Origin of the sequence: Actibacterium sp. XHP0104, assembly GCF_025751515.1 — a bacterium.
Lineage (GTDB): Bacteria > Pseudomonadota > Alphaproteobacteria > Rhodobacterales > Rhodobacteraceae > Actibacterium_D.
In genome coordinates this window covers 252,275-274,214 of the sequence record NZ_JAOWLE010000005.1, presented here as the reverse complement: position 1 = coordinate 274,214, position 21,940 = coordinate 252,275, and the positions used below count along the sequence as shown (strand labels likewise).

Genomic DNA, 21,940 nt, shown 5'->3' with positions numbered 1-21,940 from the left:
CCGCAATCTCGTCAAACGGGTTCATCGACATCTTAACATTCGCAAGATCAACGCCAGACCCGTCAGCCTTGACACGTACCTTGACGTTATAGTCAATCACCCGCTTCACAGGCACCAATACCTTCATAAGCTGGTCTCTCCTTCGATTTCGCCCCTGGGGTTCCGAGGCAGATTTCACGGCCATGTGTTAGCGAGTCATGGCCGTGGAAAACAGTGCAAAATCGACGCGCTTGAACATTTCCGCGCCGGATTGGCCGGGTATGGCATGGTTTCTTTGCCAAAAGTTGGCGAAACCTTACGGAATTGTAACGGCCTGCGCGGCGCCTAGCGGTTGGCGCCGGGCACCCACAGCACGTCTGCGGTGCCGTTTTCATTGGCGATACGGGCCGCGACGAAGAACCAGTCGGACAGGCGGTTGAGATATTTCACCGCCGCGGGGTTCACAGCCTCGATCTCGGCCAGCTCGACGGCCAGGCGCTCGGCGCGGCGCGACACGGTGCGGCACAGGTGCAGATGCGCGGCCAGCGGGGTGCCGCCGGGCAGGATGAAACTGCGCAGCGGGTCAAGCCCGGCATTCATCTGGTCGATCTCGGTTTCCAGCCGCACCACCTGGGCATCGACCATGCGCAGCACCGGGTAGGGCTGTTCGGCGTCCTTTTCCATGTCGGGGCGGCACAGATCGGCGCCCAGATCGAACAGGTCGTTCTGAATGGCGGCCAGGCGGGCGTCCATTTCGCCCTCGGAATGCAGCCGGGCCAAGCCGACGGTGGCGTTCACCTCGTCGGTGGTGCCATAGGTGGCGACGCGGGGCGAATGCTTGGCGACACGAGTACCATTGCCAAGCGCGGTTTCGCCGCGATCCCCGGTGCGGGTGTAGATCTTGTTGAGAACAACCATGGTCAGCCTCCATTCCGGCGTAGCAGGACAAACAGCAGGATCAGCACCACCGCGACGAACTGGGCCACGATCCGATAGCGCATCAGGCGGTTGGCGTGTTTGCGGTTAAAGTCGCCACCCTTGGCGAAACCGCCGATGCCCAACAGCAGGATAAACACCACCACCAGACAGGCGGCAGCGACGACGATGAACAGCGGGTCGTTCAGCATGGGCAATCCTTTCAGTTGGGCAGGACATAGCCGCCCCGGTGCAAAAAGCGAACCTTTTTAGCCCTTGGCGATCAACCAATCCAGCGCCCATGTGGGCAGCATACGCCGGAACAGGTTCATTGCGTAGGTCGGCGTGGTCACGAAATAGCGCGCCTTGGGGCGGGGGCTTTCCAGCGCGCGGATCAGTTTGGCGGTGACGGCGCTGGCGGGCAGCTCGAACGGGTCGCGTTCGGTGCTGGGGCCCTTGTACAGCCGCTTCAGCAGGCTGGCGCGGTATTGCTCGGCGCGGGGCGAGTTTTCCCAGTCGATCCATTTCTCGAAATGCGGGATGGATTTGACCCGGATATCCGAGGTGATCGGGCCCGGTTCGAACAGGATCACATGCAGCGGCGTGTCGCGCATCTCCAAGCGCAGCGTGTCGGTCAGACCCTCCATCGCGTATTTCGTGGCCACATAGGCCCCGCGCCATGTCAGCGGCACGAACCCCAGCACGGATGAATTGTTGATGATCCGGCCGTGGCCCTGGGCGCGCATCGCCGGGATCACCTGCCGGGTCAGTTCATGCGGGCCGAAAAGGTTGGTCTCAAAGATCTCGCGCAGCGCGCCGCGGGGCAGATCCTCGACCGCGCCGGGGCAACCGAAGGCGCCGTTGTTGAACAGCGCGTCCAGCGTGCCTCCGGTGCGCGACAGGGTCTCGGCCACGGCGGCGGTGATGCTGTCGGTGTCGGCGTAATCCAGCACGAAACTTTCCAGCCCCTCGGCCCGCAGCCGGTCACAGTCTTCGGCCCGGCGGCAGGTGGCAAAGACGCGCCATCCGTGCGCGTGCAGCCCATGCGCCGCGTCATAGCCGATGCCCGAGGAACAGCCGGTGATCAGAATGGATTTTTGCATGGCCCTGCCTGCCCGATTTTGCGCGCAAGCTAGGGCATATCGGGGGGCGGGGCAATCGGCGTGGGGCGGGGCGGCTGGCTCTTTCCTGCCGGTGGTGCTCTGCCTGCTTGCCGGGGCGGGCGGGGACCGCTATCACAACACTTATGGATGACATCGCCGACACACCCAATATCGACCCCAAGGAACTGGCCGAACCGCTGCGCCGCGCCATTGGCGAGCGCTATCTGACCTATGCGCTGTCCACGATCATGGACCGGGCGCTGCCCGATGCGCGTGATGGTCTGAAACCGGTGCACCGGCGGATTCTCTACGCCATGCGAGAGCTGAAGCTCAGCTCGACCGGGGGCTTCCGCAAATCGGCCAAGATCTCGGGCGATGTGATGGGCAACTATCATCCCCATGGCGACGCGGCGATCTATGACGCGATGGCGCGTCTGGCGCAGGATTTCAACGTGCGCTACCCGCTGGTCGACGGGCAGGGGAACTTTGGCAATATCGACGGCGACAACCCCGCCGCCAGCCGATACACCGAGGCCCGCCTGACCGCCGCCGCCGAGGCGTTGATGGAGGGGCTGGCCGAAAACGCCGTCGATTTCCGCGACAACTACGACGGCACGCTGACCGAACCTGTGGTGATGCCGGCCTCGTATCCGAACCTGTTGGCGAACGGGTCCAGCGGCATCGCGGTGGGCATGGCCACCAACATCGCCCCGCACAATATCGAAGAGCTGATCAATGCCTGCCTGCATCTGATCAAGGCCCCGAATGCGCGCGACGAGACCCTGATCGAACATATTCCCGGCCCCGATTTCCCCACCGGCGGCGTGATCGTCGAACCGCGCGAGAATATCCTCGAGGCCTATCGCACCGGCCGCGGCAGTTTCCGCCTGCGCGCCAAGTACGAGGTCGAGGATCTGGGCCGTGGCCAGTGGCAGATCGTCGTGACCGAGATCCCCTATCAGGTGCAGAAATCGCGCCTGATCGAAAAGATCGCCGAGCTGATCCAGCTGAAGAAAATTCCGATCCTGGCCGATGTGCGCGACGAAAGCGCCGATGATATCCGCCTGATCCTGGAACCGCGCACCAAGAACGTCGATCCCGAGGTTCTGATGGGCACGCTGTTCCGCCAGTCGGATCTTGAGGTGCGGTTCAGCCTGAACATGAACGTGCTGATCGACGGGCGCACCCCCAAGGTGTGCAGCCTGAAAGAGGTGCTGCGCGCCTTTCTTGATCACCGGCGCGAGGTTCTGGTGCGCCGCAGCCAGCACCGGATGGACAAGATCGACCACCGGCTTGAGGTGCTCGAAGGTTTCATCATTGCCTTCCTGAACCTTGATCGCGTGATCGACATCATCCGCTATGACGACGATCCCAAGGCCGCCTTGATGCGCGAAGACTGGTCGCTGGAACACCGCCGCGCCATGTCGGAAAAGGATTACGTCAGCCCCGGCGCGGGGCCGGGCGAGCTGTCCGAGGTGCAGGCCGAAGCGATCTTGAACATGCGCCTGCGGTCGCTGCGGCGACTTGAGGAAATCGAACTGGTGCGCGAACGCGACGCGTTGATGGCAGAGCGCGCCACGCTGGAAGACCTGCTGGAAAACGAAGACGTGCAGTGGGCCACCATTGCCGACCAGCTGCGCGAGACCCGCACCAAGTTCGGCAAGAAATCCGAAGGCGGCGCGCGCCGCAGCCAGTTCGCCGAGGCGGGCGAGGTCGAGGATGTGCCGCTGGAGGCCATGATCGAGCGCGAGCCGATTACCGTGGTCTGTTCCAAGATGGGCTGGGTGCGCGCGATGAAGGGTCATATCGACCTGAGCCAGGCGCTGAAATTCAAGGATGGCGACGAGGGGCGGTTCGCTTTCCACGCCGAAACCACCGACCGGCTGCTGTTGCTGGGGGCCAATGGGCGGTTCTACACGCTACCGGCCTCGCAGCTGCCGGGCGGGCGCGGCATGGGTGAACCCGTGCGCCTGATGGTCGATCTGCCCAACGAGGCCGAGATCGTCGATCTGTTCATCCACCGCCCCGGCGAGAAACTGTTGCTGGCCTCGTCTGCCGGTGACGGCTTCCTTGTGGCGGCCGATGATGTCGTGGCCCAGACGCGCAGCGGCAAGCAGGCGCTGAACGTCAAGGATGGCGTCGTGGCGCAGGTCTGCCGCTATGTGGCGGGCGATCACGTCGCCTGTGTGGGCGAGAACCGCAAGGTTCTGGTGTTCGCGCTGGACGAGCTGCCCGAAATGGCGCGCGGCAAGGGGGTTCGGTTGCAGAAATACAAGGATGGCGGCCTGAACGACGCCACGACCTTTACCCTGGCCGATGGCCTGTCGTGGAAAGACCCCGCCGGGCGCACCCGAACCGAGACCGACCTGACCGAATGGATGGGCAAGCGCGCGGGCACCGGCCGCATGGCGCCGCGCGGCTTCCCGCGTGACAACCGCTTTACCTGAAACGTTGAGACATCCCGCCGGGCAGGGTAACGTTTCGTTCAAACAACAAGGGGCAGGGGCCATGAACGCGATCTTTTCAAAGCTGCGCACCGGGGCATTTGCGGCGGGGATGGTCCTGCTGGCGGCCTGCACCGCGTCGAACGATCTGAACGAACCACCCGTGCCGATGGGTGATTTCCTGCTGGGCTATGCGATCGTGGTGGCCGATGAGGCCAAGATGGTGCCGCCCTCGCGCAGCGCCACGCCCGAGGAATGGAAAGCCGTTCTCAGCGACCAGGTGAAGCAGCGGTTTGGCCGCTATGACGGCACCCGCTATTACCACATCGCCCTGGCGGTCGATGCCTATGCGCTGGCCGTGCCGGGTGTTCCGGTGCTGGTCTCGCCGAAATCGGCGCTGGTGGTGTCGGCCACGATCTGGGACGACGAGGCCGGCAAGAAACTGAATGAAGAGCCCAAGCAGATCACCATCCTGGAAAACATCTCTGGCAAGACATTCATCGGCTCGGGCCTGACACAGACCCGCGAAGTGCAGATGGAAAACCTGTCGCGCAACGCCGCGAAGAAGGTCGAAGAGTGGATGTCCGAGAACGCCGCCGAATGGTTCGGCGAGATCGGCGCCGCGCCCATGGCCGAACTGTCAGAGGATGCCGCCCCCGCCCCCGAGGGTGAGATCAGCGTTCAGCCCCTTGCCCCCGTGGCTCAGTAACCGCGCCAAAACAGCCGTAAATGCCAACAGGCGCTTGATTTCCGGCGCTGCAGGCAATAAGTAGCCCGCGATGTTGAATCGGGCCACTGTCGGCCCCCTAATCCATGAGGCGCCACGACATGGCTAAGGCAAAGTTTGAACGCACGAAACCGCACGTGAACATCGGCACGATTGGCCACGTTGACCACGGCAAGACGACCCTGACGGCAGCGATCACCAAGTATTTTGGTGACTTCAAAGCCTATGACCAGATTGACGGCGCGCCCGAAGAGAAGGCCCGCGGCATCACCATCTCGACCGCCCACGTCGAGTATGAGACCGAAGCCCGTCACTATGCCCACGTCGACTGCCCCGGCCACGCCGACTATGTGAAGAACATGATCACCGGTGCCGCCCAGATGGACGGCGCGATCCTGGTTGTGAACGCTGCTGACGGCCCGATGCCGCAGACCCGCGAGCACATCCTGCTGGGTCGCCAGGTGGGCATTCCCTACATGGTCGTGTTCATGAACAAGGTTGACCCGGTCGACGACGAAGAGCTGCTGGAGCTGGTCGAGATGGAACTCCGCGAGCTGCTGAGCTCGTATGAAAATCCCGGCGACGATATTCCGATCATTGCCGGTTCGGCCCTGGCCGCGATGGAAGGCCGTGACCCGGAAATCGGCGAAGAGAAGATCAAAGCCCTGATGGCCGCCGTGGACGAATACATCCCGACCCCGGCCCGCGCTGTTGACCTGCCCTTCCTGATGCCGGTTGAAGACGTGTTCTCGATCTCGGGCCGCGGCACCGTTGTGACCGGCCGTGTCGAGCGTGGCGTGATCAACGTTGGCGACGAGATTGAAATCGTCGGCATCCGCGACACCAAGAAAACCACCTGTACCGGTGTGGAAATGTTCCGCAAGCTGCTGGACCGCGGTGAAGCCGGCGACAACATCGGCGCCCTGCTGCGTGGTGTTGAGCGTGATGGCGTCGAGCGCGGCCAGGTTCTGTGTAAGCCCGGCTCGGTGACCCCGCACACCAAGTTCGAAGCCGAAGCCTATATCCTGACCAAGGAAGAAGGCGGCCGTCACACCCCGTTCTTCGCGAACTACCGTCCGCAGTTCTACTTCCGTACCACGGACGTGACCGGGACCGTGATTCTGCCGGAAGGCACCGAGATGGTGATGCCGGGCGACAACCTGAAGTTCAACGTTGAACTGATCGCGCCGATCGCCATGGAAGACGGCCTGCGCTTCGCCATCCGTGAAGGCGGCCGCACCGTCGGCGCCGGCGTCGTCTCGAAAATCATCGAGTAATCGCAGCCGGCCACCGGCCGACGCGAGACAAGATCAGGGGCCGCCCGATGGGGCGGCCCTTTTTCATGCCCGGAATCAGGTTTAGGAAATTATCGCCTTATGCGTTAGCGTAGATCTTGCCATTCTAACATGGGGGGATTTTTCGTGGCGATCATGGGGACGGTGAAACTGGTGGCCTACGGCTTTGTGCCGCAGGGCTATGCAACATGCGATGGCCAGTCATTGGCCATATCCAGCCATACGGCACTTTTCTCTCTGTTGGGGGTCAGCTTTGGCGGCAATGGCACGACCGAGTTCAGGCTGCCCGACCTGTCAGGCCGCGTGCCGATCCATGTCGGGCCCAAGAACCCTCTGGGCCATGTGGGCGGGCAGCGCAACGTGACGCTGAACATCGGCACGATGCCCTCGCACCAGCACCCGGTCATGGCCAGCTCGGCCGAGGCCACCAGCAGCACCCCGGCGAACACCCTTCTGGCCGCCGGCGCCCCGCGCGGGGCGGCGATCTATCGGCCGCTGGGCGGCGGGACCAAGGTGAACCAGGAAGAACATGTTCTGGCCGAGACCGGCGGCGGCCAGCCGCATGACAACATGCAGCCCTACAACACGCTGCATTACGTCATCGCGCTTGAGGGCACCTATCCGTCACGCTCGTCCGGCATAGCTCCTCTGGAGGAGGAGGACTATATCGGCGACGTGCGCCCGATGGCCTATGGGTTTGCCCCGCGTAACTGGGCGCAGTGCAACGGCCAGTTGCTGCCGATCCAGCAATATCAATCGCTGTTCGCGCTGATCGGCACCACCTATGGCGGCAACGGCCAGACCAGCTTTGCCCTGCCCGACCTGCGTGGGCGGGTGGCGCTGTCACAGGGCCAGCGCGAAGGCGAAAACTACAAGCTTGGTGCGCGGGCGGGCCACGAAGAGGTCGCATTAGAGACCTCGCAGATCCCGCCGCACAATCACCAGACCGAACTGGCAATGGGCGCCGCAACCACCACCGATCCGCAGGGCAACATGCTGGCCTCGGAGGCGGCGGCTTTCAACAGCGGCACCAAGGACGAGAACATGAATGCCGTGTCCGTCGGCGCGCCGCCGGGTGCGGGTGTCGCGCATAACAACATGATGCCATTCGAAACGGTCAATTACTGCATCTGCCTGCAGGGCCTGTTTCCGTCGCGCAATTAAGGGGAAGAGACATGACGATCTACATAGGCGACATCATGCTGTTCGGCGGCACTTTCGCTCCGTCCTCGTTTCAGATGTGCAATGGCCAGATTCTGGCGATCAATCAGTTCCAGGCGCTGTTCTCGTTGATCGGCACCAGCTATGGCGGCGATGGGCACACGACCTTTGCGCTGCCCGACCTGCGCGACCGCGTGCCGCTGCATATGGGGCAGGGGCCGGGGCTGACCAACCGGCCGATCGGGTCGCGTGATGGGGCCGATACCGTCAGCCTTTTGCCGCAGCACGCGCCGGCCCACAGCCACACGATGCGCGCCAGCAGGGATGGGCCGCAAGCCTCGAATGCCGGCCTGCTGGCCTCGGCGACAATCTATCGCGTTCAGGATGGCTCGGCGCTGGACAGGCTTGACCTTGATATGGTCGACAACACCCCCCCGGTGCCGGCCGCGCCGCATGAGAACCGCCAGCCTTATCTGGCGATGAACTACTGGATCGCGGTCGACGGGGTGTACCCAAGCCGGTCATAGAAAACTTGCAATATATGCGATTCTGGTGAAGCATTATTCGCTAACCAAGAATTTTCCGAGAATAATACAACCATTGGTGGGGACTGATTATGAACTATTTCAAGACCATGCTGGGTGCGGCTGCGGCCGTTCTGGCCTTGGGCGCGCCGAATATTGCCTCGGCCTCGACGCTTTCGGGCGAGCAGTTGCGGATCAGCTATGACGGCTGCCTTGGGTGCAACCTGTACCCCTCCGACACCGTGACCGTTGGCGCCGGAGCCGAGTTGAGTTCTGGCGACGGATCAAGCCTGGACACTAATTTTCTATTTGGCGGCGAGTATGTCGATTTTACCGGCACCTCGATCATCACCCATCTGACCGGTAGTGCGACGCTGCAGCTGATCGTCGAGATTCTCGATACAGCCGGGGTCGAACCGATCGTGAATGGACTGTCTTTGATCAGCGCAACCCCGGGCGAGGTGTTGAGCGGCGCGGGCTTTACCGAGGTCGTCAGCGACACGCTGTTCAAGGTTCACATGAACTTTGACGGAGATGGCGGCACCATCGAAGTGGGTCTGAGCTTCCGCTCTGTGACCGAGCCGCCTGTGCCTCCGAGCGTGGTTCCGCTTCCGGCTGGTGGCGTGCTGCTGCTGGGCGGGCTGGGGGCCCTTGGGCTGTTGCGCCGCCGCAAAGCCTGACGCAAGATACCTGCATCAGGGCCGCCTTGGGCGGCCCTTTTGCCCTAAGGAGCACGAATGCGACGGCTTATCCTGGCGATGCTGCTGCTAACCGGCCCGGCCTGGGCCACCGCTGATGGCCCCGATGCCTGGCGGGTATACCGGGTGGCGCCCGGCGACATGCTGAACCTGCGTACCGGGCCGGGCACGGCCCATCCGGTGATCGGCACGCTGGCCCATGATGCGCGCGGCCTTCAGGCCGAGATCTGCGTACCGACCCTGACTTTCGCGCAATATGACGCCATGGACGACGCAACCCGCGCGCAGCTGGCAACTTTGCCGCGCTGGTGCCTGCTGTCGCGTGAGGGTGCACGGCTGGGCTGGGCCTCGGGCGCCTATCTGACCGAAGACGCGGGCGACTAGGCGTGCGGGAATTCCTGCCCCGGCGCATGATTTGCCCTTGCAAACCGGCGGGCGCTTTCGTATCTCATCGACCGGCCTTAGGGGTATAGCTCAGCTGGTAGAGCGACGGTCTCCAAAACCGTAGGTCGCGGGTTCGAACCCTGCTGCCCCTGCCAGGCCACATCCGGACAGTCAGGTCGCCAGACGGGCAGGGTTGAAATCTGCCTCTGATGGGCGTATCTGCTGCGCGTTGACAGAAGATCGGGATCATCATGGCGAAAGCGAACCCCCTACAGTTCATTCAGCAGACTCGCGCTGAAACGACCAAGATCTCTTGGCCGACCCGCCGCGAGGTGATGCTGACCACGGCTATGGTTGTGGCCCTGGCCGCGGTTGCCGCGCTGTTCTTTACGCTGGTCGATCTGGTGATCCGGGTCGGTCTGACCGAGCTGCTGGCGCTGTTCGGCTGACGGTTTTCACGGTCATGGCCTTGAAATGACGGGGCCATGCCGGTAATGCGGGCGCATCTTCGGACACCGGCGCGCATCGATTCGGGTTGCGCGCTGTTTTGTGTTCGGCAGAGCAGCGGGTGAACCGCACGGAATTTGGAATGAATTCGGCGCCTCGCGTCGATCGAGATGAGGTAACGGGCAAGATGGCGAAGCGGTGGTATTCGGTGAGCGTGCTCTCGAATTTCGAGAAGAAAATCGCTGAACAGATCAAGGCCGCTGTCATCGAGAAGGGCCTTGAGGATCAGATCGAAGAAGTGCTGGTGCCCACCGAAGAGGTGATCGAGGTGCGCCGCGGCAAGAAGGTGACGACCGAGCGCCGCTTCATGCCCGGCTATGTGCTGGTGCGCATGGAGATGTCGGATGCCGGCTATCACCTGATCAACTCGATCAACCGCGTCACCGGTTTTCTGGGGCCTCAGGGCCGCCCGATGCCGATGCGCGACGCCGAGGTGAACGCGATCCTCAACCGCGTCGAAGAGGGCGTCGAGGCTCCGCGCACGCTGATCCATTTCGAGATCGGCGAAAAGGTGAACGTGACCGACGGCCCGTTCGAGGGCTTCGACGGCATGGTCGAGGAAGTGGACGACGACAACCAGCGCCTCAAGGTGGCGGTGTCGATCTTTGGCCGGGCAACCCCGGTCGAGCTGGAATTCACGCAGGTCGCGAAACAGGCCTGATGTGATCACTGTGGGAGGCACGCGGGCGCGCCCGACGGCCGGACCACTAAACCGATGCATCGGGTCACGCGTGACCGGGTGCGGTGAGAAAAGGAGAAGGCCAGATGGCCAAGAAACTCGTAGGCAAGATGAAGCTGCAGATCCCTGCCGGCAAAGCGAACCCGTCGCCGCCGGTTGGCCCGGCCCTGGGTCAGCGCGGGATCAACATCATGGAATTCTGCAAGGCGTTCAACGCCAAGACGCAGGACATGGAGCCGGGCGCACCCTGCCCGACCGTGATCACCTATTACCAGGACAAATCCTTCACGATGGACATCAAGACGCCCCCCGCGTCGTTCTATCTGAAGAAGGCCGCCGGCCTGAAGCCCGTGGGCAAGCGTAACCGCCCCCGTGGTGCCGAGAAGCCCGGCCGTGAAACCATCGCTACCGTGACCGTCGCCCAGGTGCGCGAGATCGCCGAAGCGAAAATGAAGGATCTGAACGCCAACGACGTTGAAGGCGCAATGCAGATCATCCTGGGGTCGGCCCGTTCGATGGGCATCGAGGTGAAAGGTTAATCGCCATGGCAAAGTTTGGTAAACGCACCCGCGCCGCTCGCGAAGCCTTCGCTGGCAAAGAAGAACTGTCGGTCGAAGAGGCCATCGCACTGGTTAAAGGCAATGCCTCGGCCAAGTTCGATGAAACCGTCGAGATCGCCCTGAACCTGGGCGTCGATCCGCGCCACGCCGACCAGATGGTCCGCGGTGTTGTCGGCCTGCCCAACGGCACCGGCAAAACCGTTCGCGTCGCCGTGTTCGCCCGTGGCCCCAAGGCCGATGAAGCCACCGCCGCCGGTGCCGACATCGTGGGCGCCGAAGATCTGATGGAAACCATCCAGTCGGGCAAGATCGAGTTCGATCGCTGCATCGCCACCCCGGACATGATGCCGATCGTCGGCCGTCTGGGTAAGATCCTGGGCCCGCGCAACCTGATGCCGAACCCCAAGGTTGGCACCGTGACCATGGACGTCAAGGCCGCCGTCGAGGCCGCCAAGGGCGGTGAGGTTCAGTTCAAGGCCGAGAAAGCCGGTGTCGTGCACGCCGGTGTTGGCAAGGCATCGTTCGACGACGCCAAGCTGGCCGAGAACATCCGCGCCTTCGTGGATGCCGTTCAAAAGGCCAAGCCGACCGGCGCCAAGGGCACCTACATGAAAAAGATCGCCATCAGCTCGACCATGGGCCCCGGCGTGTCGATCGACGTGGCCAGCGCCACCGGCAACTAAGCCGCAGATCGCAAAGATCGGAAAGGGCGCCCCTTGGGGCGCCTTTTTCTTTGCCGCGATATCTGCGCGTGACATTTGCCGATCACGATGACGTGGGGTAAAGTCGATTCACAAAAATCGTCAGGCATTGCCCCTTGCCCCGATGGGCAAATCCCCCTAAACCGCAACCTCGCAAGCCAGCGTGCGATTCGTCGTGCGCTGTTTTGCGTTTCGTCCAAGACGGTGGGTGGGGCCAATCTGGCTTCCTTAATTTCCTGCCTGAGACGGGAAACGACAAGATTAGCCGTGGGTTAAACCTCGGGCGAACTTGGCAGTGCCCCGTAATGCGGACCTGAACGCAGGGTTAACGCCCTGCAAATAAGAGCCGGGGGGCGAGAGCCTCCCATACTTGGAGTAGAACTGTGGATAGAGCCCAGAAAGAGAAGTTGGTCGAGGAACTCGGCCAGATCTTTGAAAGCTCTGGCGTGGTCGTGGTTGCACACTACGCAGGTCTCACGGTTGCCGAGATGCAAGACCTCCGCTCGCAAATGCGCGAAGCCGGTGCGTCTGTTCGCGTCGCCAAGAACAAGCTCGCCAAGATCGCCCTTGAAGGCAAACCCTGCGCAAGCATCGGTGACCTTCTGACGGGCATGACCGTTCTTACCTACTCGGAAGACCCCGTGGCTGCTGCCAAGGTTGCCGAGGCCTATGCCAAGGGCAATGACAAGTTTGTCATCCTTGGTGGTGCAATGGGTGAGAACGCTCTGGACCAGGCCGGTGTCAAAGCTGTCGCCGCTATGCCGTCGCGTGAAGAGCTTATCGCTTCGATCGTTGGCTGCATCGGTGCGCCTGCTTCGAACATCGCTGGTGCCATTGGTGCGCCTGCTTCGAACATCGCGAGCATCCTCTCGACCATCGAGGAGCGTGCGGAAGCCGCTTAAGCAACTTGGAGCCTGTGTGGGGTATTGAACACCCTGCGTTGGAACACATCAGATAGAACGGAAAACCTGAAATGGCTGATCTGAAAGCACTGGCCGAACAAATCGTTGGCCTGACCCTCCTGGAAGCCCAGGAACTGAAAACCATCCTGAAAGACGAATACGGCATCGAGCCCGCCGCTGGCGGCGCTGTCATGGTTGCTGGCCCGGCTGCTGACGCCGGCGCTGCTGCCGAAGAGAAAACCGAATTCGACGTGATCCTGAAGGCCGCTGGCGCCAACAAGATCAACGTGATCAAAGAAGTCCGCGCCATCACCGGCCTGGGCCTGAAAGAAGCCAAAGAGCTGGTCGAAGCCGGCGGCAAGGCTGTCAAAGAGCAGGTCTCGAAGGACGAAGCCGAAGACATCAAAGCCAAGCTGGAAGCAGCTGGCGCCGAAGTCGAGCTCAAGTAATTCATCGCGGCCTTTTGTGCCGCGAGCAGAAAAACAGGCTGGTCCCGACGGAAAGTCGGGTCCAGCCGAACCTGTCTTAGAAAGGGCTTGTCGCCCAAGCCCTTTCTAAGGCGCGGTTATTAGGTTCGGGAGCGGCCGGTGGGACGGCTCGCAGGAATGGAACCTGACCCCCTTCATTCGTGAGCGGCGCGCAGCCGGGGCCCGACGGCATGCGCAGACGCGAAGACGAAAGGTGACGACGCACATGGCGCAGACGTATGTTGGCCAGAAACGCATTCGCAAATTCTACGGTAAAATCCGCGAAGTTCTGGAGATGCCGAACCTCATCGAGGTTCAGAAATCCTCTTATGACTTGTTCCTGAATTCCGGCGACCAGCCGCAGCCCGCCGATGGCGAGGGCATTCAGGGCGTGTTCCAGTCGGTTTTCCCGATCAAGGACTTCAATGAAACCGCGGTTCTGGAATTCGTTCGCTACGAACTGGAAAAACCGAAATACGACGTTGATGAATGCATGCAGCGCGACATGACCTACAGCGCCCCGCTGAAGGTCACCCTGCGCCTGATCGTGTTCGATGTCGACGAGGACACCGGCGCCAAGTCGGTCAAGGACATCAAGGAACAGGACGTGTTCATGGGCGATATGCCCCTGATGACGCCCAACGGCACCTTCATCGTCAACGGCACCGAGCGTGTGATCGTTTCCCAGATGCACCGTTCGCCCGGTGTGTTCTTCGACCACGACAAGGGCAAGACGCACTCGTCGGGCAAGCTGCTCTTTGCCTGCCGCATCATTCCCTATCGCGGCTCGTGGCTGGATTTCGAATTCGACGCCAAGGACATCGTGTTCGCCCGTATCGACCGTCGCCGCAAGCTGCCGGTGACGACCCTGCTTTATGCGCTGGGTCTCGATCAGGAAGGCATCATGGATGCCTATTACGACACCGTCGATTACAAGCTGGAAAAGAACAAGGGCTGGGTCACCAAGTTCTTCCCCGAGCGTGTGCGTGGCACCCGCCCCAGCTATGATCTGGTTGACGCGGCCACCGGCGAAGTCATCGCCGAGGCTGGCCAGAAGGTCACCCCGCGCGCCGTCAAGAAGATCATCGACGAAGGCAAGATCACCAACCTGCTGGTGCCTTTCGACCGCATCGTCGGCAAATATGTCGCCAAGGACATCATCAACGAAGAAACCGGCGCGATCTATGTCGAGGCCGGCGATGAGCTGACCTGGGATCTGGATAAGGACGGCGAAGTCATCGGCGGGTCGCTGAAAGAGCTGATGGATGCGGGCATCACCCACATCCCGGTTCTCGACATCGACAACATCAATGTCGGCCCCTACATCCGCAACACCATGGCGCAAGACAAGAACATGAGCCGCGACACCGCGCTCATGGACATCTACCGCGTCATGCGCCCGGGCGAGCCGCCCACCGTCGAGGCCGCCACCGCCCTGTTCGAAACCCTGTTCTTCGACAGCGAGCGCTATGACCTGTCGGCCGTGGGCCGCGTCAAGATGAACATGCGCCTGGCGCTCGAGAAACCCGACACCCAGCGCACGCTGGATCGCGACGACATCGTGGCCTGCATCAAGGCCCTGGTCGAACTGCGCGACGGCAAGGGCGACATCGACGACATCGACCATCTGGGCAACCGTCGTGTGCGTTCGGTCGGCGAGCTGATGGAAAACCAGTATCGCGTCGGCCTGCTGCGCATGGAACGCGCGATCAAGGAACGCATGTCGTCGGTCGAGATCGACACCGTCATGCCGCAAGACCTGATCAACGCGAAACCGGCCGCGGCCGCCGTGCGCGAGTTCTTTGGCTCGTCGCAGCTGTCGCAGTTCATGGACCAGACCAACCCGCTGTCCGAAGTCACCCACAAACGCCGCCTGTCGGCGCTTGGCCCGGGTGGTCTGACGCGCGAGCGTGCGGGCTTTGAGGTTCGCGACGTGCACCCGACCCACTATGGCCGGATGTGCCCGATTGAAACGCCCGAAGGTCCGAACATCGGTCTGATCAACTCGCTGGCCACCTATGCCCGCGTGAACAAATACGGCTTCATCGAAACCCCCTATCGCCGGGTCATCGAGGGACAGGTCACCGACGAGGTGAACTATATGTCCGCGACCGAGGAAATGCGTCACACCGTGGCGCAGGCCAACGCGCAGCTGGATGAAAGCGGCAAGTTCATCAACGATCTGGTTTCGACCCGCCAGTCGGGCGAATACATGCTGGCCCCGCGCGAGCATGTCGACCTGATCGACGTGTCGCCGAAACAGCTGGTTTCGGTCGCCGCCTCGCTGATTCCGTTCCTTGAAAACGACGACGCCAACCGCGCTCTGATGGGCTCGAACATGCAGCGTCAGGCCGTGCCTCTGCTGCAGGCCGAGGCGCCGCTGGTCGGCACCGGCATCGAAAGCAAGGTCGCGATTGACTCGGGCGCGGCCATCCAGGCCCGCCGCGGCGGCGTGATCGACCAGGTCGACGCGACCCGTATCGTTGTGCGCGCCACCGAAGATCTGGAACCCGGCGATCCGGGCGTCGACATCTATCGTCTGCGCAAGTTCCAGCGGTCGAACCAGAACACCTGCATCAACCAGCGTCCGCTGGTGAAAGTGGGCGACATGGTCGGCAAGGGCGAGGTCATCGCCGACGGCCCGTCGACCGACATGGGCGAACTGGCCCTCGGCAAGAACGTGATCGTCGCCTTCATGCCCTGGAACGGCTACAACTACGAAGACTCGATCCTGATCTCGGAACGCATCGCGCGTGACGACGTGTTCACCTCGGTCCATATCGAGGAATTCGAAGTCGCCGCCCGTGACACCAAGCTTGGGCCCGAGGAAATCACCCGCGACATTCCGAACGTCGGTGAAGAAGCGCTGCGCAACCTCGACGAGGCCGGCATCGTTTACATCGGCGCCGATGTCGAGCCGGGCGATATCCTGGTCGGCAAGATCACCCCCAAAGGTGAATCGCCGATGACCCCCGAGGAAAAACTGCTGCGCGCGATCTTTGGCGAAAAGGCCAGCGACGTGCGTGACACCTCGCTGCGCGTCAAGCCGGGCGATTACGGCACCGTGGTCGAGGTGCGCGTCTTTAACCGCCACGGCGTGGAAAAAGACGAGCGTGCCCTGCAGATCGAACGCGAAGAAGTCGAGCGCCTGGCGCGCGACCGCGACGACGAGCTGCACATCCTCGAGCGCAACATCTATGCCCGCCTCAAGGGCATGATCCTTGGCAAGACCGCCGTCAAAGGCCCCAAGGGCGTCAAGTCGAACTCGGAAATCACCGAAGAGCTGCTCGACACCCTGTCGCGCGGCCAATGGTGGCAACTGGCCCTCGGTGACGAGGCCGACGCCGCCCAGGTCGAAGCGCTGCATTCGCAGTTCGAGGCCCAGAAACGTGCGCTTGAGCACCGTTTCGAGGACAAGGTCGAGAAAGTGCGCCGTGGCGACGATCTGCCCCCGGGCGTGATGAAGATGGTCAAGGTGTTCGTGGCGGTGAAGCGCAAGCTGCAGCCGGGCGACAAGATGGCCGGCCGTCACGGCAACAAGGGTGTGATCTCGCGCGTTGTGCCGATGGAAGACATGCCCTTCCTGGCCGACGGCACCCCGGTCGATTTCTGCCTCAACCCGCTGGGCGTGCCCTCGCGGATGAACGTCGGGCAGATTCTGGAAACCCACATGGGCTGGGCCGCGCGCGGTCTGGGCCTCAAGATCGACGATGCCCTTCAGGACTATCGCCGCACGGGTGACCTGACCCCGGTGAAAGAGGCCATGCGCATCGCCTATGGCGAGGATGTCTTCGAGGAAGGCATCACCGGCATGGACGAGGATCAGCTGGTCGAGGCCGCTGGCAACGTCATTCGTGGCGTGCCGATCGCGACCCCGGTTTTCGACGGTGCCAAAGAGGCCGACGTGAACGACGCCCTGGCCCGTGCCGGGTTCGATCAGTCGGGTCAGTCGATCCTGTTCGACGGCCGCACCGGCGAGCAATTCGCCCGCCCGGTGACCGTGGGTGTCAAATACCTGCTGAAACTGCACCACCTTGTGGACGACAAGATCCACGCCCGTTCGACCGGCCCCTACAGCCTGGTCACCCAGCAGCCGCTGGGCGGTAAGGCGCAGTTCGGTGGTCAGCGCTTTGGTGAGATGGAAGTCTGGGCTCTGGAAGCCTACGGCGCCGCCTACACCCTGCAAGAGATGCTGACGGTCAAGTCGGACGACGTTGCAGGCCGGACCAAGGTTTATGAATCGATCGTCAAGGGCGAGGACAACTTCGAGGCCGGCGTGCCTGAGAGCTTCAACGTGCTCGTGAAAGAAGTCCGCGGCCTCGGCCTGAACATGGAACTCCTGGATGCGGAGGATGAGGAATAGGTCTGATTTGTGATACCAGCTTGGATTGCATATCTGGGTTTCCCGATTGGGGTGGTGCTGATTGTCGCCGCATTCTGGAAACCCTGTGCCGCCAGCCCCTGGTATGACCCGGAAAGACCAAAAGCCTTTGTCTGGGGCATCTTGCTTTTAGCTACTGCCGCAGACGCCGCAATCTTTGGATATTTACCCATTTGGGGAGAATAGAATGAACCAGGAACTGACAACCAACCCGTTCAACCCGCTGGCCCAGCCCAAGCAGTTTGACGAAATCAAGGTCTCTCTGGCCTCGCCGGAACGCATCCTGTCGTGGTCCTATGGCGAGATCAAGAAACCGGAAACCATCAACTACCGCACGTTCAAGCCCGAGCGTGACGGCCTGTTCTGCGCGCGTATCTTTGGCCCGATCAAGGATTACGAATGCCTCTGCGGCAAATACAAGCGCATGAAATATCGCGGCGTTGTCTGCGAGAAATGCGGCGTCGAGGTCACCCTGCAAAAGGTGCGCCGCGAACGCATGGGCCATATCGAACTGGCCGCGCCCGTCGCGCATATCTGGTTCCTGAAATCGCTGCCCAGCCGCATCGGCCTGATGCTGGACATGACGCTGCGTGATCTGGAACGCGTGCTGTATTTCGAAAACTACGTTGTCATCGAGCCGGGCCTGACCGACCTGACCTATGGTCAGATGATGACCGAAGAAGAATACATGGACGCCCAGGATCTGTACGGCACCGACGCCTTTACCGCCGGTATCGGCGCCGAGGCCATCCGCGAGATGCTGAGCCAGATCGACCTGGAATCCGAGGCTGACCGCCTGCGCGAAGAGCTGAAGGAAGCCACCGGCGAACTGAAGCCCAAGAAGATCATCAAGCGCCTGAAAGTGGTCGAGTCGTTCCTGGAATCGGGCAACCGCCCGGAATGGATGATCCTGACCGTCGTGCCGGTCATCCCGCCGGAACTGCGCCCGCTGGTGCCGCTGGATGGTGGCCGTTTCGCGACCTCGGATCTGAACGATCTGTATCGCCGCGTCATCAACCGTAACAACCGCCTCAAGCGCCTGATCGAACTGCGCGCGCCCGACATCATCGTCCGCAACGAAAAGCGGATGCTGCAAGAGTCGGTCGATGCCCTGTTCGACAACGGCCGCCGCGGCCGCGTGATCACCGGCGCCAACAAGCGCCCGCTGAAATCGCTGTCGGACATGCTGAAAGGCAAGCAGGGCCGTTTCCGTCAGAACCTTCTGGGGAAACGCGTCGACTTTTCGGGCCGTTCGGTCATCGTGACCGGCCCCGAGCTGAAGCTGCACCAGTGCGGCCTGCCCAAGAAGATGGCTCTCGAGCTGTTCAAGCCGTTCATCTACTCGCGGCTTGAGGCCAAGGGCCTGTCGTCGACCGTGAAACAGGCGAAGAAACTGGTCGAGAAAGAGCGTCCCGAGGTTTGGGACATCCTCGACGAGGTGATCCGCGAGCACCCGGTTCTGCTGAACCGCGCGCCGACGCTGCACCGTCTGGGCATCCAGGCGTTCGAGCCGATCCTGATCGAAGGCAAGGCCATTCAGCTGCACCCGCTGGTCTGTTCGGCCTTTAACGCCGACTTTGACGGCGACCAGATGGCCGTTCACGTCCCGCTGAGCCTTGAGGCCCAGCTGGAAGCCCGCGTTCTGATGATGTCGACGAACAACGTTCTGTCGCCCGCCAACGGCGCGCCGATCATCGTTCCGTCGCAGGATATGATCCTGGGTCTCTACTACATCTCGATGGAGCGTAAGGGCATGAAGGGCGAAGGCATGTCCTTTGCCTCGGTCGAAGAGATCGAGCACGCCCTGAACGCCGGCGAAGTGCATCTGCACGCCAAGATCACCGCCCGCGTCAAGCAGATCGACGGCGAAGGCAACGAGGTCTACCAGCGCTTTGAAACCACTCCGGGCCGTGTGCGCCTGGGTGCTTTGCTGCCGCTGAACGCCAAGGCGCCGTTCGAGCTGGTCAACCGTCTGCTGCGCAAGAAAGAGGTGCAGCAGGTCATCGACACCGTCTACCGTTACTGCGGTCAGAAAGAGTCGGTCATCTTCTGTGACCAGATCATGCGCATGGGTTTCCAGGAGGCCTTCAAGGCCGGTATCTCGTTCGGCAAGGACGACATGCTGATCCCCGAAACCAAGTGGACCATCGTCGACGGCGTGCGCGACCAGGTGAAGGAATTCGAACAACAGTACATGGACGGCCTGATTACCCAGGGCGAAAAGTACAACAAGGTTGTCGATGCTTGGTCGAAATGCTCGGACGAGGTGGCGGCCGCGATGATGGCCGAGATCTCGGCCATGCGGTTCGACGATGCCGGTGCCGAGAAAGAGCCCAACAGCGTCTACATGATGTCGCACTCGGGTGCGCGGGGTTCGCCGGCGCAGATGAAACAGCTGGGCGGTATGCGCGGCCTGATGGCCAAACCGTCGGGCGAGATCATCGAAACGCCGATTATCTCGAACTTTAAAGAAGGTCTGACCGTGCTCGAGTACTTCAACTCGACCCACGGTGCCCGTAAGGGTCTGGCCGATACCGCGCTGAAAACCGCGAACTCGGGCTATCTGACCCGTCGTCTGGTCGACGTGGCGCAGGACTGCATCGTGCGCAGCAACGACTGCGGCACCGACAACGCGATCACCGCCGAGGCTGCCGTCAATGACGGCGAGGTCGTGGCGTCGCTGGCGGAACGCATCCTGGGCCGTGTCGCGGCCGAGGACGTGCTGCGCCCCGGCACCGACGAGGTGCTGGTCAGCCGCAACGAGCTGATCGACGAGCGCAAGGCGGATGCGATCGAAAAGGCGGGTCTCGCCTCGATCCGCATGCGCAGCCCGCTGACCTGCGACGCCGAAGAAGGCGTCTGCGCGATGTGCTATGGCCGTGACCTGGCTCGCGGCACCATGGTGAACGTCGGCGAAGCCGTCGGCATCATCGCCGCCCAGTCGATCGGTGAACCCGGCACGCAGCTGACGATGCGGACCTTCCACATCGGCGGTATCGCCCAGGGTGGTCAGCAGTCGTTCCAGGAAGCGGGTCAGGAAGGCAAGATCGAGTTCCGCAACCCGAACCTGCTGGAAAACGCCGCCGGCGAGATGATCGTCATGGGCCGCAACATGCAGATGCTGATCATCGACGATAACGGTGTCGAACGCGCAAGCCACAAGCTGGGCTATGGTACCAAGGTCCACGTGACCGAAGGCACCAAGATCAAGCGTGGCGACAAGCTGTTCGAGTGGGACCCCTACACCCTGCCGATCATCGCCGAAAAGGCCGGTGTGGCCAAGTTCGTCGACCTGGTGTCGGGCATCTCGGTGCGCGACGATACCGACGATGCGACCGGCATGACCCAGAAGATCGTGACCGACTGGCGCAACGCGCCCAAGGGCAACGAGCTTAAGCCCGAGATCATCATCATGGGCGAAGACGGCGAGCCGGTGCGCAACGAAGCGGGCAACCCGGTCACCTACCCGATGTCGGTTGACGCCATTCTGTCGGTCGAAGACGGTCAGGATGTCAAAGCCGGTGACGTTGTCGCGCGTATCCCGCGCGAAGGCGCCAAGACCAAGGACATCACCGGTGGTCTGCCGCGTGTGGCCGAACTGTTCGAGGCACGCCGCCCCAAAGATCACGCCATCATCGCCGAAATCGATGGTTACGTGCGCTTTGGCCGCGACTACAAGAACAAGCGCCGCATCTCGATCGAGCCGTCGGATGACAGCCGTGAGCCCGTCGAATACATGGTGCCCAAGGGCAAGCACATTCCTGTTCAGGAAGGTGATTTCGTCCAGAAAGGTGACTACATCATGGACGGCAACCCGGCGCCGCATGACATCCTGGCCATCATGGGTGTCGAGGCTCTGGCCGACTACATGATCGACGAGGTTCAGGACGTCTATCGCCTGCAGGGCGTGAAGATCAACGACAAGCACATCGAGGTGATCGTTCGCCAGATGCTGCAAAAGTGGGAGATCCTCGACAGCGGTGAAACCACCCTGCTGAAAGGCGAGAACGTCGATAAGGCCGAGTTTGATGAAGCCAACGACAAGGCGATCGCCAAGGGTGGCCAGCCCGCCAAGGGCCAGCCGATCCTGCTGGGCATCACCAAGGCCTCGCTGCAGACGCGTTCGTTCATCTCGGCGGCCTCGTTCCAGGAAACCACCCGCGTGCTGACCGAGGCTTCGGTTCAGGGCAAGCGCGACAAGCTGGTCGGCCTGAAAGAGAACGTGATCGTCGGCCGTCTGATCCCGGCGGGTACCGGTGGCGCCACCCAGCGCGTGCGCCGGATCGCCTCGGATCGCGACCAAAAGGTGATCGACGCGCGTCAGGCCGAGGCCGAAGCCGCCGCCGCCCTGGCCGCCCCGATCGACGATTACGTCGGTGGTGGCGACTTCGACGGTGGTCTGGTGGATACGCCGGAGAGCCGTGGCGAATAAGCGCCTCGCATAAGAACAAGGAAAACCCCCGCCACGTGCGGGGGTTTTTCGTTTTTAGCGCACGGCGTGCTAGGCTGGGGT

The 21,940-nt window shown here is 62.1% G+C and carries 18 protein-coding genes, 1 tRNA gene and 1 pseudogene; 16 read left to right on the top strand and 4 right to left on the bottom strand.

What is annotated here, in order from left to right; genetic code table 11:
* From OE856_RS10480 to OE856_RS10465, 4 genes and pseudogenes are all read right to left on the bottom strand, one after another.
* Window positions 1-127, bottom strand: a pseudogene (locus tag OE856_RS10480) (electron transfer flavoprotein subunit beta/FixA family protein); the annotation flags it as partial.
* A gap of 197 nt (window positions 128-324) precedes the next feature.
* Window positions 325-897 (bottom strand): cob(I)yrinic acid a,c-diamide adenosyltransferase, encoded by a 573-nt coding sequence (locus OE856_RS10475; protein WP_263716053.1) that lies wholly within the window; start codon window positions 895-897, stop codon window positions 325-327.
* Between the two features lie 2 nt (window positions 898-899).
* The gene (locus OE856_RS10470; RefSeq protein WP_263716051.1) at window positions 900-1,106 is read right to left on the bottom strand and encodes a twin transmembrane helix small protein; all 207 of its coding nucleotides are present in this window, start codon (window positions 1,104-1,106) and stop codon (window positions 900-902) included.
* A gap of 57 nt (window positions 1,107-1,163) precedes the next feature.
* Complete coding sequence (locus OE856_RS10465) at window positions 1,164-1,997, bottom strand: SDR family NAD(P)-dependent oxidoreductase (protein ID WP_263716049.1); 834 nt, start codon at window positions 1,995-1,997, stop codon at window positions 1,164-1,166.
* A 143-nt stretch (window positions 1,998-2,140) separates the two neighbouring features.
* Here OE856_RS10465 and OE856_RS10460 point away from each other — a divergent pair, with 143 nt between their 5' ends.
* From OE856_RS10460 to rpoC, 16 genes are all read left to right on the top strand, one after another.
* Window positions 2,141-4,444: a DNA topoisomerase IV subunit A gene (locus OE856_RS10460; RefSeq protein ID WP_263716048.1), complete on the top strand. Its 2,304-nt coding sequence runs from the start codon at window positions 2,141-2,143 to the stop codon at window positions 4,442-4,444.
* Window positions 4,445-4,505: 61 nt separating this feature from the next.
* A complete protein-coding gene (locus OE856_RS10455) occupies window positions 4,506-5,150 on the top strand; it encodes a hypothetical protein (protein WP_263716047.1) in 645 nt (214 codons plus the stop codon).
* 119 nt (window positions 5,151-5,269) lie between these two features.
* Window positions 5,270-6,445, top strand: coding sequence for an elongation factor Tu (tuf, locus tag OE856_RS10450; protein ID WP_263716046.1), 1,176 nt, complete (start codon window positions 5,270-5,272; stop codon window positions 6,443-6,445).
* A 153-nt stretch (window positions 6,446-6,598) separates the two neighbouring features.
* Entirely contained in the window at window positions 6,599-7,627 is a 1,029-nt protein-coding gene (locus OE856_RS10445) for a phage tail protein (RefSeq protein ID WP_263716065.1), read from the top strand.
* 11 nt (window positions 7,628-7,638) lie between these two features.
* Window positions 7,639-8,151, top strand: a complete 513-nt coding sequence (locus tag OE856_RS10440) for a phage tail protein (protein WP_263716045.1) — start codon at window positions 7,639-7,641, stop codon at window positions 8,149-8,151.
* Window positions 8,152-8,240: 89 nt separating this feature from the next.
* Entirely contained in the window at window positions 8,241-8,828 is a 588-nt protein-coding gene (locus tag OE856_RS10435; protein ID WP_263716044.1) for a VPLPA-CTERM sorting domain-containing protein, read from the top strand.
* Between the two features lie 57 nt (window positions 8,829-8,885).
* Window positions 8,886-9,230: an SH3 domain-containing protein gene (locus OE856_RS10430; protein WP_263716043.1), complete on the top strand. Its 345-nt coding sequence runs from the start codon at window positions 8,886-8,888 to the stop codon at window positions 9,228-9,230.
* Between the two features lie 79 nt (window positions 9,231-9,309).
* Window positions 9,310-9,385 (top strand) — tRNA-Trp (locus tag OE856_RS10425).
* Between the two features lie 96 nt (window positions 9,386-9,481).
* Complete coding sequence (secE, locus tag OE856_RS10420; protein WP_263716042.1) at window positions 9,482-9,679, top strand: preprotein translocase subunit SecE; 198 nt, start codon at window positions 9,482-9,484, stop codon at window positions 9,677-9,679.
* 185 nt (window positions 9,680-9,864) lie between these two features.
* Window positions 9,865-10,398: a transcription termination/antitermination protein NusG gene (gene nusG, locus OE856_RS10415; RefSeq protein ID WP_263716041.1), complete on the top strand. Its 534-nt coding sequence runs from the start codon at window positions 9,865-9,867 to the stop codon at window positions 10,396-10,398.
* A gap of 104 nt (window positions 10,399-10,502) precedes the next feature.
* Window positions 10,503-10,955 (top strand): 50S ribosomal protein L11, encoded by a 453-nt coding sequence (rplK, locus tag OE856_RS10410; RefSeq protein WP_263716039.1) that lies wholly within the window; start codon window positions 10,503-10,505, stop codon window positions 10,953-10,955.
* A 5-nt stretch (window positions 10,956-10,960) separates the two neighbouring features.
* Window positions 10,961-11,659, top strand: coding sequence for a 50S ribosomal protein L1 (gene rplA, locus OE856_RS10405; RefSeq protein WP_263716038.1), 699 nt, complete (start codon window positions 10,961-10,963; stop codon window positions 11,657-11,659).
* Between the two features lie 401 nt (window positions 11,660-12,060).
* On the top strand, window positions 12,061-12,579 hold the full coding sequence (rplJ, locus tag OE856_RS10400) for a 50S ribosomal protein L10 (RefSeq protein WP_263716037.1): 519 nt from the start codon (window positions 12,061-12,063) through the stop codon (window positions 12,577-12,579).
* Between the two features lie 71 nt (window positions 12,580-12,650).
* Window positions 12,651-13,028: a 50S ribosomal protein L7/L12 gene (rplL, locus tag OE856_RS10395; RefSeq protein WP_263716036.1), complete on the top strand. Its 378-nt coding sequence runs from the start codon at window positions 12,651-12,653 to the stop codon at window positions 13,026-13,028.
* 244 nt (window positions 13,029-13,272) lie between these two features.
* Entirely contained in the window at window positions 13,273-17,409 is a 4,137-nt protein-coding gene (gene rpoB / locus OE856_RS10390; protein ID WP_263716035.1) for a DNA-directed RNA polymerase subunit beta, read from the top strand.
* 205 nt (window positions 17,410-17,614) lie between these two features.
* Window positions 17,615-21,859, top strand: coding sequence for a DNA-directed RNA polymerase subunit beta' (rpoC, locus tag OE856_RS10385; RefSeq protein WP_263716034.1), 4,245 nt, complete (start codon window positions 17,615-17,617; stop codon window positions 21,857-21,859).
* Window positions 21,860-21,940 lie beyond the last annotated feature (81 nt).